This window comes from Listeria sp. Marseille-Q6474 (assembly GCF_946902005.1).
Taxonomy (GTDB): domain Bacteria; phylum Bacillota; class Bacilli; order Lactobacillales; family Listeriaceae; genus Listeria; species Listeria innocua.
In genome coordinates this window covers 943,750-959,948 of record NZ_CAMPPS010000001.1, presented here as the reverse complement: position 1 = coordinate 959,948, position 16,199 = coordinate 943,750, and the positions used below count along the sequence as shown (strand labels likewise).

Below are 16,199 nucleotides of genomic sequence, written 5' to 3'. Positions count from 1 at the left end.
AAGTGGAGCAATTACTAGAGAAAAATATCACGCAAATGGAACTAGATGTGATAGGAGAAATCGCCAATATTTCGTTTGGCTCAGCTTCTACGGTCTTATCTGATTTACTACACCAACAAGTCACTATTTCTACACCAAAAGTAGAGATTGTTGATTTATATAATACGAAAGACATTGATATTCCACATGTCGTGTTAGAAGTGAATTTTCACAAAGGAATCGAAATGCGGAATTTATTTGTTCTGCAATCAGAGGTGGCTGCGGCTATCGCGGACTTAATGATGATGGGCGACGGGAATATCGATCCAAACGAAGAGCTTTCAGAACTTCATCTCAGCGCCGTACAAGAAGCGATGAACCAAATGATGGGACATTCTGCAACAGCAATGAGCAATATGTTTGGTGAAATGATTGATATTACAACACCAGACATTAAAGTAATCGCGTTAAAAGAGCAATTAGAAGACACAAATGACCAAACAATGATAAAAGTTGGTTTTGATTTAATTATCGGCGACTTAATTACATCGAATTTAATGCAACTTATTCCCGTTGATAAAGGTCGCGAACTTGCGAAAAGATTGCTTGGCGATGCAATCCCTGAGCCAGAACCTGTAAAAGAAGAAATTAGCTTAACTGCCGAAGAATTAGATGTCTTTTTAGAAGTTTGTAATATCGGCATTGGCTCTGCATCAACTGTTCTATCGAAATTACTTAATCGTAAAGTTTCGCTACAAATCCCAACAGCTCGCGTGATTGATAGCAAAGAATTCGAGTTTAATGAACGACCTTGCTTAGTAACCAGTGTGGAATTTGTCGAAGGACTGCGTTCAAGTAACACCTTTATCATTAGCAAAAATGCCGCATTAATCATGGCAGACTTGATGATGATGGGGGACGGAATCGTTCAAGAAGATGCGGAATTAACAGAACTTGAAGTCAGTGCAGTGCAAGAATTAATGAACCAAATGATGGGCTTCTCAGCGACAGCGATGTCAGAAATGCTCGGAACAAAGATTGATATTAGCCCGCCAACGATGGAATTCTGCAATTTTGGTGATACGATGATTCAAAAAAATATTGCAGAAGGAAAAACTGTCGAAGTTATCTTCCCACTTGAAGTAGAAGGCTTGTTAAAAACACCCATGTATCAAATTTTTAATCCAGCAGCAGCAAAAGAAATGGCGCAACTAATGCTTGGGATTCAAGCGAAAGAAGTCGCAGAAAAAGAAGCAACACCAGCAGAAATAATGGAGCATGAAACGCATGAGCCAGCGCAACCAGTAGTAATGGAAGAAAAAGAAACACTATCCGAAATGGAACAAATTTTGGAAGATATTCCAGTAACGCTTGAAGTTGTGTTCGGTACAGCTAAAGTAAAACTAGAAAAATTTATCTCATGGTGTGAAAAAGACGTGATTATCTTGAAAGAAAGCATGAATGAACCACTTGTCTTAGCGCTAAATGGCGTAACGATTGGCAAAGGAATTTTAGTTCGCGTAGATGATCATTTTGGTATACAAATGACTGAGTTGGTAAGGTGAAAAATGTGCGAAAACTTGGACTGATGACAATTTTATTTTGGATGTTTATTTCTGTTCAAGTATTCGCGGCAGAACCGGAACTTCCGATGATTTCACTTGAAAAGGAACAGCAGATTTTCACGTCAGGTGAAGTGATTTCGTTTCATATCGAAAATGCGGAAAAGATGAAAATCGTTTTAGTGAATGAACAAGGTCAAAAAAGACTCCTAGATGGCGAAACATATACGGTGACGGACTTTGATTTGGAGGGAAGCTACCGCGCAGAATTTTACGCAAACGACAACCCTGAAGCGATTGTTACTGTAGACGATTTATTCCAAGTGCAACAACTGAAGGAAGTTGAAAAAGATGAAACGGCACCTAGTTTAACAGATATTACCTTCGCACATGACGAAGATGTTTTACATACAAGCGCCCTTCATGTGGCAGCAGATTTAGCGGATGCAGAAACAGGTGTAAAACAAGCGATATTGATAATTCATAGTGATTCGAACGATGCAGAAGCTGAACTAATACAAAATAACTGGACTGGAAAATTTGAAGGCGAAGTACCGTTAGAAAAATTTCAATCAGGAGAAAAACTCATTTTTCAGTTGAAATTAGTTGATTTTGCGGAGAATGAAATCACGATTGACTTAGAAAAAACGATTCAGATGTATCAGCCGAATGAGCCACATCTAAGTTATGACGCTGTTGACATCACCAACGACGAGAAAAAAATCGTCCAAGTTGGCAATCAAATCAAATTAACGCTCGATAAATATACAACCGAATTTCCAGAAGCTGAAACGGAAAGTGGTAATAAAATTCCGCTAAAATGGCAAAAAAACGCCAACGAATGGATTGGAAGTCTCACTTTAACAAAAGAATTATCCGGCGAAATTATCCATTTCCAAGGAATGAACATAGCGATACTCGTTCGCTCTACAAGCGAGCCATTTGCGGAGATTAACTTAATCAATAATACGGTTTTAACTGGGATAATTAATCCGGATTTTGCTTTAATCTCAGCATTATCTGTCGAAGTAAATGGGCAAACATTCCGCACCGTTAGAACGGATAATAGCTTCAAAAGTGCGGAAATCTCAACAACTGGAAAAATCATATTACATTGGATCGACTGGGACGGCCGGGCTTATTCTAAACAATTGAGTCAAGAAATCAAGCCAGTGATTCCTGTACCAGGTAAAGAAATAATTGCACCACCACCAGTTATACCAAATGAAAAAGAGCCAATACTTGCAAAACCTGCCCCTAAACCATCTACTGAATCCAGCGAAAAACCTCCAAAGAAGCAGGCTAAGAAGGAAACCTCAACTAAAAACAAGTCAAGTAGTATCCCGTTTTGGATTCCGGCACTCATGATTATAGGCGTTATTATTTTTTCAGGTAATAGAGCAATGAAATAAAAGCAGAAGTGAGGTGGACGGAATGAAAATAGATGGCATTCAAGAATCCGCAGAAAATCGTAATCAGCTAGAACGGGAATTAATTAAACAAAATCCATTATTAAAAGAAGGTAGTGCAAAGGCACAAATGAATACAGAAGTCGCGGTACCAAAAACGCCACCAGTATCATTTTCCTTTAAAGAACTAAGCAGTTTGCAACTAAACGGCACAACAACCGCAAATCTAGAATTATATATGAAATTAATGATGAACAACGCCAAAAAAGCGAATGACTTAATTTTTTACGTCATGCGCGCAGGTATAAAAAATCCAACTGACTCGGCAAAATGGCAAACAGTCAGAAGCGAAATCAGCAGCCAATTAAGCACCATCTTAATGAAACAACATAATTTTGAAGCATATTTTTCTGAAAATCCAGCCAACCAAAAGTTGTTTTTAGCCAATCAAAAAATTATGAACGAAATTTCCTTTTTGCTAAAAATGTTACCAACTTTAACATTTGAAACAACTGGAAAATATGATTTTCTCCGTATGATGCAAATCGCCTCTGGAAATATGGAAACTGGTATCCAAATGATGCGAGAGTTTCAAGGTCATCTGGAACATGCGACAAGACTTGATCCAGTAGTTGACGCTAAGCAAGAAACAAACTGGATGATTAAAGTATTACGTGAGTTTGGCAATATGTTCCATTCCCGCCACTTACTACCATATGAATTACAAGCTGAAAACATCAACATCTGGAAACTAGGTAGCGAATACTTAAAACTAATGAACCAACTTTTACCACAAATTGGCGCATTTCCAAATGGCAACATTAAAATTTTTCACCAACAAGCGACAAAACCATTAACGGAGCTTTTCCAAGAACTACAAAGACTAGCTGATGGACAAATGACTCAAGGCGGGATTGCTGTTATTCTCGACCGAATGCAAGGTCAGCTCTCAAGACTCGCGCAACTTTTTCAAAAAATGGAAATCGAAGCGGGCTTTACAGATTCTGAGCGAATTTTAGGAAGCGTAGACGCAGAATTCGCTAGTGATATGACAAAGATGATGCTACTCGCGCAACAAGAAATGTCGTTTTTAGATTTATTAGTAAAAGATTTTCGAAGCGTCTCCAAACAACCAATATTTTTCATGATAGTTGCTATATTTATTATTTTATTATTAATTATTTTATTTTAAAAAAGATATTTTTTGAAAAAATATATACTTTTTCAGGTTGTTTCAGTATAATTAAATAGAAAAATAAGGTTTAGAAAGCGAAAATGAGTTTTTCGGGGGAAAAAGGATGAATAATGTTTCAATTAGCCAGATTTCGCAGTCCAAACAGACGAACTTAGTTAGGGGAATGCAAGAATTAAATCAAACACAACAGCTCTATTTTGAGCAAATGAAGGCAAATGGCAAAAAACAAACTCCTTCCCTGACTGAAATCAATGAACTAATTACCGAAGTGACAGATAAAAAATCACTTGTTGAAATGGATATGACTGTAGATAACGTTTTGAGCTACAAAAAAGCAGTCCAAACATTTTTGAATTTTTATGTTAATAATGTGATGGATTATGACAATATCGAAAGCCGACATCCAAAATACGGGTTTTCGCAAAAAATGACGATTTTAAAACAAGTAGAAAAACAAACCAATGAACTAGATGATGTAATGAATTTAATTGATACAAAAACTGGACATTTAGATATGCTAAACCGAATTGGTGAGATTACTGGCATGATTCTCGATGTCGTATTGTAGGTGATGGGAATGCAAAACGAATTAATTAATCAATTAGAAATCTTAATCGAAAAAAATGTCAAAGCGGCCGATGAAGCGAATGTATTAGGTAAATTACTACAGGAAGAAAATTGGATTGAAGCAGAAGAACGCCAACTAGGGCTTCAGCGCGAACTTGCCGGTTTACAAAACGAATATCACGTTTTAAAAACAATTATTGGCGATGATAATACGCTTAGAAGCTTGCAAAAAACATGGACACCTGCTGAAAATGCATTTATCGATGAACGTAAAAAAATGCTGCTTGAAAAAGAAAGCCTTTTACGAGTAACTGTTTCTGAAAATCAAATTAGAACAGAAATGCAATTAGCTTTTTCGGAACATATGGTAGATGTTATTACGGGGCATCACGCGGAAACTCAAGCAGAAAATAATATGATGATTAACGAAACTTTTTAAGTAAACGGAGGGATTTTTTGTGCGTTTAAGTGATTTTAATACGTCATTATCGGGCATGTCAGCGGCGCAAATCGCTAATATGGTCGCTCAGCAAAATATTAGTAATATGAATACGCCGGGTTATATTAGACAAGCTGTGGATCAGACGGCAGTTTACGGTGACGGAGGTCTTCTCGGCGGGAAACAAACAGGCTACGGGGTCAAAGTAACAGATATTAAACGACTGACAAACGCAGCTCTTACGACACAATATAATAATCAAATCGCCAAACAATCCGCTTCGTTATATCAAAGTGGGGCGCTCGGTCAAGCGCTTAATTTATTTGGTACTCCCGGGAAAAATACCCCAAGTGATAATTTAGATAACTTTTTCACCGCTTGGGCTGCGTTAGCAAAAAATCCCGATCAAGCAACGAATACAACGGCACTTTTATCCAGTATGACGATTTTTACCGATCAATTAAATCAACTTCATTCTGGCTTAAAGGAATTAGAAACAACGATAGCAGCAGATACAGACGCTGCGATTCAAGATTTAAATACATTAATTAAAAAACTAGGCAGTATCAATAAAGCAATCGGGAATGCAGGTTCTAATCCGCCGAACGATTTACTTAACCAGCGCGATCAGCTGCTTAGTACGATGTCGGGCTATGCTGGTATTTCTGTTAGCGCCCACCCAAATAACCCAGATGTATATGATGTGACAATTGGCGGACGTCTTGTCGTACAAGGTGATGAAACAACTGAAATTACCTCGACACGGACAGCGACAGGCTTCGAATTCTCCGTGGACGGTCAAAAACTCAATATGCCAGAAGGTTCCATCATCGCTTCTGTACGCGTTAACCAAAATGAAATTAAATCCTACCAAGAAAAAATCGAAACATTTTCAAATGGCTTAGCAAAAGCATTAGATGATATTCAAGTCAAAAACGTCAACAAAACAATGGACGACTTGCAAAAAATCAATGATGCCCTTCAAGCTAATCCGAATGACGAAAAATTACTCAGCAACCGCGAAGAACTCTTACGTCAATTGGAAAAATTCCCTGGTGTGACACGTTCTGGTGATACGCTAACCATTGGCGGAGTTGACCACGCGATTGACACACTTGGTACAAGTACATATGTAACTGATGTGAACGATTTTTCGATTCCAATTTTTACCCAAAGCTCTGGTAAATGGATCCTAAATCCCGCAATCACTAGCAATGCTGAAAACAAGCCATTCTTAGGTGTTGTCGCGGCAGATATTGCATCTTTAAAAACCGATAAAAATATTCAAGGAACAACTTTCCCAAGCTTCATGGATGGAATCATTACAGAAGTTGCAACAGATGCGAGTAAAAGTAGTGCAACTTCCACGGCAGACACGCAAGCTTTAAATTCCCTTTCTGAATCAAAATCATCTCTTGAAGGAGTTAATATTGACGAGGAAATGACAAATATCATGCAATACCAAAGCTATTATGTGGCCAATACGAAAGCCATGAACACAGTGAACGATATGATGAAAGCTCTCTTAGCCATGTTATAAGGAGGAAAATAATGCGAATTTCAACGAATCAACAAGCAAATTCAATAATTAACCAGCTGAATAATGTCTCAGGAAACCTTGCAAAATACCAATTACAAGTATCTTCCGGGAAAAAGTATGAATCGATGAGCGAAAATCCTGGTGCTACAGCGCAAATTTTATCCTATAATCACGTGCTTAGTCAGCTTAATCGTGAAAAAACAGACGTAACCGAAGCAAAATCACTATTAAATACCGCAGAAACATCCCTTTCATCCATGTCCACATCGATGAACCGGGTAAATGCTTTAGTTCTGCAAGCAATTAACGGCACGAGCGATAAAGACAATATGTCGCAATCAGCCGAAGAAATCAAAGGTTTACTTGATGTTCTTATTTCTGTTGCTAACTCAGAAGACGATGGCAGATATGTTTTTAGTGGTTCTAGTACAAGCGTTAAGCCATTTACAACAGATAAAACAACCGGAGAAATCATCTATAACGGAACGACAGAAAATAAAAAATTCCGCGTAACGGACACATTAGAAGTAGAAGTTTTCCATGATGGCAGCGCGATGACGGATGTTTTTAACAACATTCAAAAAATCGTTGACGCAATGAAAAGTGGCGATAAAGATGCTTTGTCTGCCCTACAAGAAACAAATAGCAAAAACATCGAAATTATTACCAATTCGATGACAAATATCGGCGGACAAAAAAACGGCGTGACAGCATATGACAATGTACTTTCTAGCAAAATTGTTGATTTCTCAGAACGAAAATCCAATGTCGAAGAAGTCAACATGCCAGAAGCTGTAAGTAATTTAAACAAAACGTCTATCGCTTACCAAGCCGCACTGCAATCCAGTGTGATGGTACAAAAATTAAGCATTCTAAATTATATGTGAGGTGAAACCAAGTGGGAAGTTCGATTGCAAGTAGTTTAATGGATCCGACGCAATATTATTCGCAATTTATTAGTCTCCAAAAAGCCAGTTTAGAAAAAGCAAAAACACCATATCAAAACCAAATTTCTAGCTACCAATCACGGATTGATCTTTATGCTAGTTTAAAAAATGCTTTGTCTGACTCGCTGAAAACGATGAGTTCTTTCACGACTTATGAAAGTAAAACCAAACTAGCGACTTCATCCAACGAAACAAGTTTTACCGTTTCATCAACGAGCAGCTCCGTCAATGGCAGCTATTCCATCGAAGTACAAAACTTGGCGACCGCAGACACTTACAACAAAGCAGTACCTGATATTGAAGCAAAAATTGGTGTAAGTGGAACAATTAAAATCAACGGCAAAGAAATTAAAGTCGATGCAGATAGCTCGATGAAAAATGTGATGAACTCTATTAATAGCGCTGGTGCGAAAGTAAATATCTACACATTAGGCGAAAATATGGTGGTCACTGCAGCAACCACTGGTGTCGAAAATAGCATTAAATTTGAAGGCGATTCCGCGGTTTTAGAAGCGCTTGGTTTAGTACAAAATTCACCAGACCATTTAGCGGCAGAAGATGCCAAACTGAGAATCAACGGAGCAACTGTCACAAGTGCAACAAACAAAGTAACCAACTACATTCCAGGCGTAACAATCAACCTCAAAAAAGAAACAACTGGCGCTGAAAAATTAACAATTCAAGATCAAAGCGATGAAAAAGCAGCCAGCATGATTACAAGTTTTGTAAATACATACAATGCGCTAACAAGCACAATGAAAACATACACGGGAAAAGGAACCATTTTACAAGCATCTGCTGCCGACCTCGAAGCAAATCGCGCGCTAAACAATGTATTCCAACATAAAAAAGACGGAAATACATTATTTGATTTTGGCATAAGCGTCGATAAAGAAGGCGTTTTAAAAGTAGATGAAACTGCGATGAAAAAAATGGTAGCTGAAGATCCAACCGCCGTCGAAAGATTTTTCTTTGGTATTGGTGGAATTGGCGATGAACTTTATCAATCTTTGAATAAAACATTTGGCTCGACAGGCTTTATCAGTGATGAAACAACCTCGATGACGAATGAAATCAATAAATTAAACCTCAAACTAACCGACATTACTAGCCGAAATGACACCTTACTAACGAATATTACCGACCAGTACAACAAATGGCTCGAAATGATGCAAGCCATGCAAAGTGACGCAATGACTCTCGACGCTCTAATCGATGGCATGAACAGTTCTAATAAATAAAAATGGTAGGTGAAAAAAATGCAAGCTTGGAAACGATATACCCAAAATGAACTAAATACGAGCAACCCCATTAAAAACACCATTTATATATACGAACGTTGTATTATTGAATTTAAAAAGTTGGACAAAGCACTCGAACAACTGCATTTTTCCGAAGCAGACCTTATTCTCGATAAAATGGAAAAGATCTTTGAAGAACTAAAATTACAATTAAATCCCGAAGCCGGACAAGAACTTTACGATAATATTTTCGGCTTATACGAATGGATTTCAGAACAAATTCGTCAAATGCAACTACTAAAACAACCAGTTAATATCGATACAATCATTCACGTCATCACGCAGCTAAAAGAAGGCTACGAGGGAGTGATGAAACATGAATCAAGCAAAGACACATTTGGCTGAGTTAAAAGCACTGTTTCACTCGACGGGACAATTAAACGTTAACCTCGAAGAATATCAAGCGAAACTAAATGAACTACTAAAAAGCACCGAACATCTACCAAAAGACACAAAAGAAGCCATTTTAAAAGAAACAAGAGAAGTTATAAATAAAGGTATTCTTTTCACCCAAAAACAATTAGAATCCACTGAAAATGCCTTTTCTGAAAATAAAAGTCGCAATGCCGCCAACTTGAACTATGCGAAATTTTTCTAAAAGAAAGAAGGAAATCACAAGTGGAAAATTATACCACGCATATTGGCAACTACTTGAACTATCTTCAAACAGCGAACCAAGTAGTTTCAAATAATATCGCGAATGCCAATACGCCAAATTTTAAAGCAAGTGAAGCGAGTTTTGAAGAATCATTCGGCGCGAGCTTGCGAGCATCTGGTTCGAACAATATCGAATCAACGGGAAATTTAACGAAAACGAACACGAAGCATTTAGCCGGAACCGATATAGACGAAACAAATGCGAAACTCACGACTAAAAGCGGCTCCATCAACGAAGACGGCAACAATGTCAACGTCACTTCTGAAATGATTAGCTTAACTAAAAATAACCAAATGTACGCGCTCGCTATCAGTGCACTCAACTATAATTCATCTATCAACACAGCAGCCCGTGGAAAGTAAGGTGAAGACCTATGTTTGAAGGAATAAACACAAGTGGCTCCGCATTAAATGCTGCGAAACAATGGATGGAAGTTAGCTCTAACAATATTGCAAATGCTGATTCAAGCGCCGCACCAGGTGAGACACCTTTTCTTAGAAAGCGCGTCGTACTATCCGAAATCACGCCATTTGAAACAGCTTTAACAGGTACAAAAGGTGTGAAAGTAAGCGAAATATCAAGCGATACAGGAAGCGTTAAGCGTGTCTATGATCCAACTCATCCTAACGCAAATGAAGCAGGTTACGTCAACTACGCAAATGTGGATATGACAGCCGAAATGACCAATTTAATGGTCGGACAAAAAATGTATGCTGCAAATACTTCCGCCTTACAAGCAAATGAAAAAATGATGGAAAAAGATTTAGAAATAGGCAAAGTATAAAGGAGTGTTTTAAGGAATGGCAATTGAAAGTATTAATGCAGCAAGCGTCTTACCTAAAGTTACGCTTGGTGAAACCGCAAAAACAGACAATGCGACAGGTGCCGGAAATACCTTTACGCAAATGCTGGATAGTATGAGTGATACACAATCAAACGCACAAACTTCCGTATCAAACCTTTTAACAACTGGCGAAGGTAATGCGAGCGATGTACTCATTCAAATGAAAAAAGCAGAATCAGAAATGAAAACTGCTGCGGTCATTCGTGATAATGTAATCGAAAGCTACAAACAGCTTTTAAATATGCAAGTGTAGCGGTTAGACTAGTCGGGGGAGTTTTAGTCAATCGTCCACACGAGAAAAATGGAGCGAAGTTTTTAAGATGGCAAAAATAAAAACAATGTATTCGAAATTGAAGAATTGGCATAAAGGCGCGATTTTTGTCGGCCTTTTTGTCGTAGTCACGGTGTTATTACTCTACATGAACACGCCCAAAACAGAAGTTACCCTTTATAAAAATTTATCAGAAACTAGCCAACAACAAGTTACAGACCAATTAGCCAAAATGGGCGTTGATTATACCGTTGATAAAAGCGGCAATATTTTAGTCGATGAAAAAGTGGAGACGCTTGTTCGTGACAAATTTGCTGACTTAGGAATCCCGTATACAGGCCAAGATGGCAATGATATTCTTTTAAATAGTTCGCTTGGAGCTAGTGAAGAAGATAAAAAAATGCAAGAAAAAGTCGGCACAAAAGTTAACTTAGAAAAAGAAATCGTTCAAAGTTATGGCACGACCGTGGACAGCGCATCAGTCCAACTAACGTTGCCAGAATCAAGTTCGATTTTTGAAGAAGCGAGCCAAAAAGGAACGGCAGCAGTCACGCTAAAAACCAAAAATAACGAAACGCTAACAAAAGAACAAGTTCTCGGTATCCAACGAACTGTAAGTGCGGCTGTGCCAAACGTTACAAGCGATGACGTTGCAATAATCGATACAAAAAATGGTGTGATTTCAGAAGCAGATACCTCTAAAGAAGAAGGTAGCTCAGCTTATAAAAATGAAGTCGACATTCAAAACGCAATCGGAAAAAATGTGAAAACAGACATTGAAGGCACTCTTTCAAGCATTTTTGCTCTAGATAATTTCCGAGTAAATACAAATGTCACAGTTAATTTTGATGAAATAAAACAAAATACCGAGCATTATCCAAATGACGGTAAAGTCCGAAGCAACCAAAAAGAAACGTCCACCGATACATCAAAAGGCTCCACCAACCAAACAGAGTCAGGAACTGCTTCGAACGCTGACGTACCAAATTACACCGAACAAAATGGCGATGATACTAACACATACACGAGTGAAAAATCTAGCGAAACTACGAACTATGAGCTTGATTCTACCATTCAAGAAATTAAAAAACATCCAGCCCTAGCTAAAACAAATGTCGTTGTTTGGGTGGACCAACAATCGCTCAATAAAAATGGCGTTGATATGGCTGAATTCACGAAAGCTATTGGCGTTTCGGCAGGACTAACACCTAACATGACGACCGAAGAAGCTGGTGAAGGCGGAGAAGCAGCAGCCACACCAACATTCGAAGGAACATTCCAAAACGGCGACGTGACCATTATGCCAATCCAATTTTTAGACAATCAAACACCAGTAGAAAAAGATACTACTGAAAAAGCAGAACCAGCAAGTAAAGCTTGGGTTTGGTGGCTTGTAGGAAGTTTACTATTTGCCCTAATTGCAGCTGGAATAATTGCCTATATCATCTTCCTGAAACGTAAAGAACAAATAGAAGAAGCCCTAGAAGCAGAAGAGAAAGACTTCATCCCAGCCGAAGAGGCGATAGTTAATCCAGAAGAACATCCAGATTTCAACTTCCAAACAGACGCATTCGATTTATCAGAACCAGAACTTAAAGCTCGTAAAGAAAGCTTGAAAAATAAACTCGGCGAAATGGCCAAAGAAGATCCAGGTCGCGCCGCAGCAGTCATCCAAAAATGGCTCAATGAAAGGCAGGAATAAAAAATGGCAGAAACACTCAAAGAAACCTTAGAAGAAACTAGCGCTGAACTGGAAACTGTCGAAGTAGCAGAACCAGAAGAAAAAGCCGCTACTCAACTAGATTCAGGTATTTCAAGACGTGAAAAAGCCGCCCTTATTATTTGGAGCCTAGATGAACAAATCGCGACTGAAGTTGTTGATTTACTTCCAGATGCCTCCAAACAACGCCTTGCACGTGAAATGGCCAAAATGAAAGAAATGGATGGCGGCGCAGTAGAAGAAGCGACAAGAGAATTTCTTGATGAACTAGAGCTTCTTTCTGGCGGGATTGCTAAACTTGACCGAGAACACTTGCAACGCCTATTCCCTGACATGACAACAGAAGAATTGAACCAATTAATTTACGGGGTAGAAGCAGAATCGCGTATCGGCGAAACAGCATTAGATATTTTACGAGAAATTGATGATGTCGATTCCTTGTTTACGATTATTAGTGACGAATCACCGCAAACGATCGCGATGATTGCTTCATACATGAAACCGGAAGAAGCATCTAAACTCCTAGCCCTTTTACCAGAAGAAAAAATGATTAGTACGGTAATCGGCATCGCTAGCTTAGAGCAATTTGATAGTGAAGTTATGCAAAATGTATCGAATTTACTAAGAATTAAACTAGATACAATGTCGAATAGTTCGCTTAACAAAACGGACGGAATTAAAAATGTTGCGAATATCTTAAATAACGTTACTCGTGGTTTGGAACGTACTATTTTCGAACATTTAGACGCAGAACAAGCCGAACTTTCTGAACGAATTAAAGAGAAAATGTTTATGTTTGAAGATATTATTCTGCTTGACAATATGACCTTGCAACAAGTGCTTGCCGAGATTCAAGACAACAACAAAATCGCCCGTGCACTCAAAAACGAAAAAGAAGAACTCAAAGAAAAAATTCTTTCTTGCGTATCGAAAAACCGTCGCGATATGATTACCGAAGAACTCGAAGTCCTTGGCCCAATCAGACTTTCTGATGTCGAACAAGCACAACAAGACATCGCTAATGTCGTTAAAAACTTGGAAAAAGATGGCAAAATAGTTATCCAACGGGGGGAACAGGATGTCCTTATCTAATCCAAGAATCCCAAAAGGCAAAGTAACTTTATCCGACGTGAAAATGGAACTATTCTATTTAGAAGATATGGAAGAAACAGAGGAAGTCGAATCACCGTACTCGAAAGAACTTGAACAACTAGAAAACCACCAAAAAGAACTCGAAAAGCATATGTCAGCTATCGAAATCGAACAACAAAAGCTAGCAAATGAAAAAGCAGCACTAAAAGCTGAGCGCCAAGCCATTGAAGAATTAAAACAAAGTGCAGAAGCAGAAATTAAAGCACAAAAACTAGCTTTTGAACAAGAAAAAACACAGCTTTACCTAACAATTACCGATTTTCTTTGGGATGAAAGCATCGATCTCGCGGAAAGAATTGTCCACCAAGCAATCGACACCCGCCAAATTGAAGTCTTACCAATGCTAACCGAAGTCATTCAAAAACTCCCAGTTGCTTTCGACAAACTAAACGTCACCACCCACCCAGAAACATTAAAAGCACTCAAAGAAGAAAACACCGGAACAAAGTACGACTGGCTTTTAGAAAATATTCATTGGAACTTCGATATGCGGCTTGATTACGGCGAATTCACTGTAGAAGAAGAAAAAGAATACTTCGACTACCGAATCACAGAAATTTTCCAAACCTTACATAAGCAAAATGCAGAACGGAAAATTCTAGGAGGAGATAAATCGTGAATTGGTCGCCAAAAACCGAAGCTTGGCAAGAATTAAAAAACACCGTCCCATACATCCAAAAAGGAAAAATCCACACCGTCCAAGAACAAGTCTATATTTCCAAAGGCCCACAAGTGAAAATTGGCGACACCGTCATGGTCGGCGAAAACAAAGTGCTTTGTGAAGTGATTTCTATCGAAAAAGAAAACAACATGCTACTCCCATTTAACCAAAGCGATAAAGTAGCATATGGTGACTGGGTGTACGTGACTGACACGAAAATCACCATTCCAGCCGATGAATTTTTACTCGGAAAAGTACTAAATGCATCCGGTGATATTTTAAATGAAGAAGCTGGCACTGCTAAATTTAAACAAAAAATGCCACTGGAAGCACCGCCAATCCATGCCTTTAACCGAGCGGAAATTACGGAAACACTTGAAACTGGAATCAAAGCGATTGATGGAATGCTAACCATTGGTATTGGTCAAAAAATCGGTATTTTTGCAGGATCAGGCGTTGGTAAATCGACTTTGCTTGGAATGATAGCACGTAACGCCAAGGCAGACATTAATATTATCGGTCTTGTTGGCGAACGTGGTCGAGAAGTAAAAGATTTCTTACGTAAAGATCTTGGCGAAGAAGGGTTGCGTAAAAGCGTTATTGTCGCAGCCACTTCAGATGAAAGCCATCTCATGCAACTGCGCGCTGCCAAACTAGCCACTTCGATTGCAGAACATTTCCGCGATCAAGGGAAAACCGTCCTATTAATGATGGATTCTGTCACTCGTTTCGCTGATGCAAGAAGAAGCGTTGATATTGCCGTCAAAGACCTACCAATTGGCGGAAAAACCTTGCTAATGGAATCCTATATGAAAAAACTGCTAGAACGTTCCGGTAAAACTAAAAATGGATCGATCACAGGTATATATACAGTACTCGTTGATGGAGATGACATGAACGGACCAGTACCCGATTTAGCGCGGGGGATTTTAGATGGACATATCGTTCTAACCAGAGAACTGGCAACAAAAAACCACTATCCAGCCATTGATGTCCTTGGCTCCGTTAGCCGGGTAATGGAAGAAATCGTTCCAGAAAGTCAGTGGAAATCTGCTTCGAAAATCCGCGAATGGATGAGCATTTACCAAGAAAATGAACTGTATTTCAAATTAGGAACAATTGAACAAACAAGCGACAACGCAGCCATTTTTACAAGTAAGGAAAAATCCTATTTTATTCATCAATTTTTAAAACAGCTGCGGGATGAGAGTGTCACGCTAGAAGAAACGAGTAAAATGATGGAAACGTTAGTATAACAAAGGAGTGCCGTGGATGAATCCAGTAGAACAAGTTATTAGTGCTAGACAAGCCGAGTTTCAAAGCGCTTTTGAAGCAGCGAAACAATCGGCTACCACTTTTGAAACGAAATTAAATGAACGTTTAAATGCGACAAAGCAAACGACAACAGCTAATGTGCAAACAGTCACCGATGCCGAACTAGCTCGCGCCCGTGAAGCATACGAAGCTTTAATAAATAAATCCGAAACTAAACAAACTCCTAGTGCAAGTTCAAGTGTAACAACCGAAACTCCAGCAGCAACAACCGGAGAACTAACTAATTGGAACAACTACCAAATTAAACCTATTAGCGCTGAGAACGAAGGCAAATATAGCGATTTAATTAAAGCAGCAGCAACCAAATACGGTGTACCAGAAGCGCTTATCAAACGAGTTATCCAAGTAGAATCTAATTTTAATCCGAATGTGGTTTCAAGTGCTGGTGCCACTGGTCTAATGCAACTAATGTATGGCTCTAATCGAACCGACCCAGCAACCAATATCGACGCAGGGACAAAACAGCTTGCCGGTTACATCAAAAAATACGATGGTGACCTAAAACTAGCATTAGCAGCCTATAACGCTGGACCAGGCAACGTACATAAATACGGCGGCGTCCCACCATTCAAAGAAACGCAAAACTATTTAACGAAAATTATCGGGTAAGGGAGAATAA

18 protein-coding genes are annotated in these 16,199 nt (G+C 38.8%); all 18 read left to right on the top strand.

Going from position 1 to position 16,199, the window contains the following annotated elements; translation table 11 throughout:
- The first annotated feature begins 2 nt into the window (after positions 1-2).
- The 18 genes from OC533_RS04820 (at position 3) to OC533_RS04735 (ending at position 16,189) form a co-directional block, all read left to right on the top strand.
- On the top strand, positions 3-1,544 hold the full coding sequence (locus OC533_RS04820; RefSeq protein ID WP_194323272.1) for a flagellar motor switch protein: 1,542 nt from the start codon (positions 3-5) through the stop codon (positions 1,542-1,544).
- Between the two features lie 23 nt (positions 1,545-1,567).
- The gene (locus OC533_RS04815) at positions 1,568-2,953 is read left to right on the top strand and encodes a hypothetical protein (protein WP_194323544.1); all 1,386 of its coding nucleotides are present in this window, start codon (positions 1,568-1,570) and stop codon (positions 2,951-2,953) included.
- Positions 2,954-2,975: 22 nt separating this feature from the next.
- Entirely contained in the window at positions 2,976-4,142 is a 1,167-nt protein-coding gene (locus tag OC533_RS04810) for a hypothetical protein (protein WP_033533291.1), read from the top strand.
- A 106-nt stretch (positions 4,143-4,248) separates the two neighbouring features.
- Positions 4,249-4,713 carry a YaaR family protein gene (locus tag OC533_RS04805; RefSeq protein ID WP_003760964.1) on the top strand — a complete coding sequence of 155 codons (465 nt, stop codon included), beginning with the start codon at positions 4,249-4,251 and terminating at the stop codon, positions 4,711-4,713.
- Positions 4,714-4,722: 9 nt separating this feature from the next.
- Positions 4,723-5,151, top strand: a complete 429-nt coding sequence (locus tag OC533_RS04800) for a Myocilin (RefSeq protein WP_160464117.1) — start codon at positions 4,723-4,725, stop codon at positions 5,149-5,151.
- A 19-nt stretch (positions 5,152-5,170) separates the two neighbouring features.
- A complete protein-coding gene (gene flgK / locus OC533_RS04795) occupies positions 5,171-6,691 on the top strand; it encodes a flagellar hook-associated protein FlgK (RefSeq protein WP_194323273.1) in 1,521 nt (506 codons plus the stop codon).
- A gap of 11 nt (positions 6,692-6,702) precedes the next feature.
- On the top strand, positions 6,703-7,578 hold the full coding sequence (locus tag OC533_RS04790; RefSeq protein ID WP_003760970.1) for a flagellar hook-associated protein 3: 876 nt from the start codon (positions 6,703-6,705) through the stop codon (positions 7,576-7,578).
- 11 nt (positions 7,579-7,589) lie between these two features.
- Entirely contained in the window at positions 7,590-8,879 is a 1,290-nt protein-coding gene (locus tag OC533_RS04785) for a flagellar hook-associated protein 2 (RefSeq protein ID WP_185311237.1), read from the top strand.
- 18 nt (positions 8,880-8,897) lie between these two features.
- Positions 8,898-9,284 carry a flagellar export chaperone FliS gene (gene fliS, locus OC533_RS04780; protein WP_003724443.1) on the top strand — a complete coding sequence of 129 codons (387 nt, stop codon included), beginning with the start codon at positions 8,898-8,900 and terminating at the stop codon, positions 9,282-9,284.
- Positions 9,256-9,537 carry a hypothetical protein gene (locus OC533_RS04775; protein WP_003760976.1) on the top strand — a complete coding sequence of 94 codons (282 nt, stop codon included), beginning with the start codon at positions 9,256-9,258 and terminating at the stop codon, positions 9,535-9,537. Before fliS ends, OC533_RS04775 begins: the two co-directional genes overlap by 29 nt.
- A 20-nt stretch (positions 9,538-9,557) precedes the next feature.
- Complete coding sequence (flgB, locus tag OC533_RS04770) at positions 9,558-9,959, top strand: flagellar basal body rod protein FlgB (RefSeq protein ID WP_003760978.1); 402 nt, start codon at positions 9,558-9,560, stop codon at positions 9,957-9,959.
- A gap of 11 nt (positions 9,960-9,970) precedes the next feature.
- A complete protein-coding gene (gene flgC, locus OC533_RS04765; protein WP_003721832.1) occupies positions 9,971-10,381 on the top strand; it encodes a flagellar basal body rod protein FlgC in 411 nt (136 codons plus the stop codon).
- A gap of 16 nt (positions 10,382-10,397) precedes the next feature.
- Positions 10,398-10,694 (top strand): flagellar hook-basal body complex protein FliE, encoded by a 297-nt coding sequence (gene fliE, locus OC533_RS04760; protein ID WP_003724447.1) that lies wholly within the window; start codon positions 10,398-10,400, stop codon positions 10,692-10,694.
- A 67-nt stretch (positions 10,695-10,761) separates the two neighbouring features.
- The gene (gene fliF / locus OC533_RS04755) at positions 10,762-12,414 is read left to right on the top strand and encodes a flagellar basal-body MS-ring/collar protein FliF (protein ID WP_194323274.1); all 1,653 of its coding nucleotides are present in this window, start codon (positions 10,762-10,764) and stop codon (positions 12,412-12,414) included.
- 3 nt (positions 12,415-12,417) lie between these two features.
- Positions 12,418-13,524, top strand: coding sequence for a flagellar motor switch protein FliG (locus OC533_RS04750; protein WP_003760986.1), 1,107 nt, complete (start codon positions 12,418-12,420; stop codon positions 13,522-13,524).
- Complete coding sequence (locus tag OC533_RS04745) at positions 13,511-14,203, top strand: FliH/SctL family protein (protein ID WP_003770910.1); 693 nt, start codon at positions 13,511-13,513, stop codon at positions 14,201-14,203. Before OC533_RS04750 ends, OC533_RS04745 begins: the two co-directional genes overlap by 14 nt.
- Positions 14,200-15,501 carry a flagellar protein export ATPase FliI gene (gene fliI, locus OC533_RS04740; RefSeq protein WP_003760993.1) on the top strand — a complete coding sequence of 434 codons (1,302 nt, stop codon included), beginning with the start codon at positions 14,200-14,202 and terminating at the stop codon, positions 15,499-15,501. Before OC533_RS04745 ends, fliI begins: the two co-directional genes overlap by 4 nt.
- Before the next feature lie 16 nt (positions 15,502-15,517).
- Positions 15,518-16,189 (top strand): lytic transglycosylase domain-containing protein, encoded by a 672-nt coding sequence (locus OC533_RS04735; RefSeq protein ID WP_194323275.1) that lies wholly within the window; start codon positions 15,518-15,520, stop codon positions 16,187-16,189.
- Positions 16,190-16,199 lie beyond the last annotated feature (10 nt).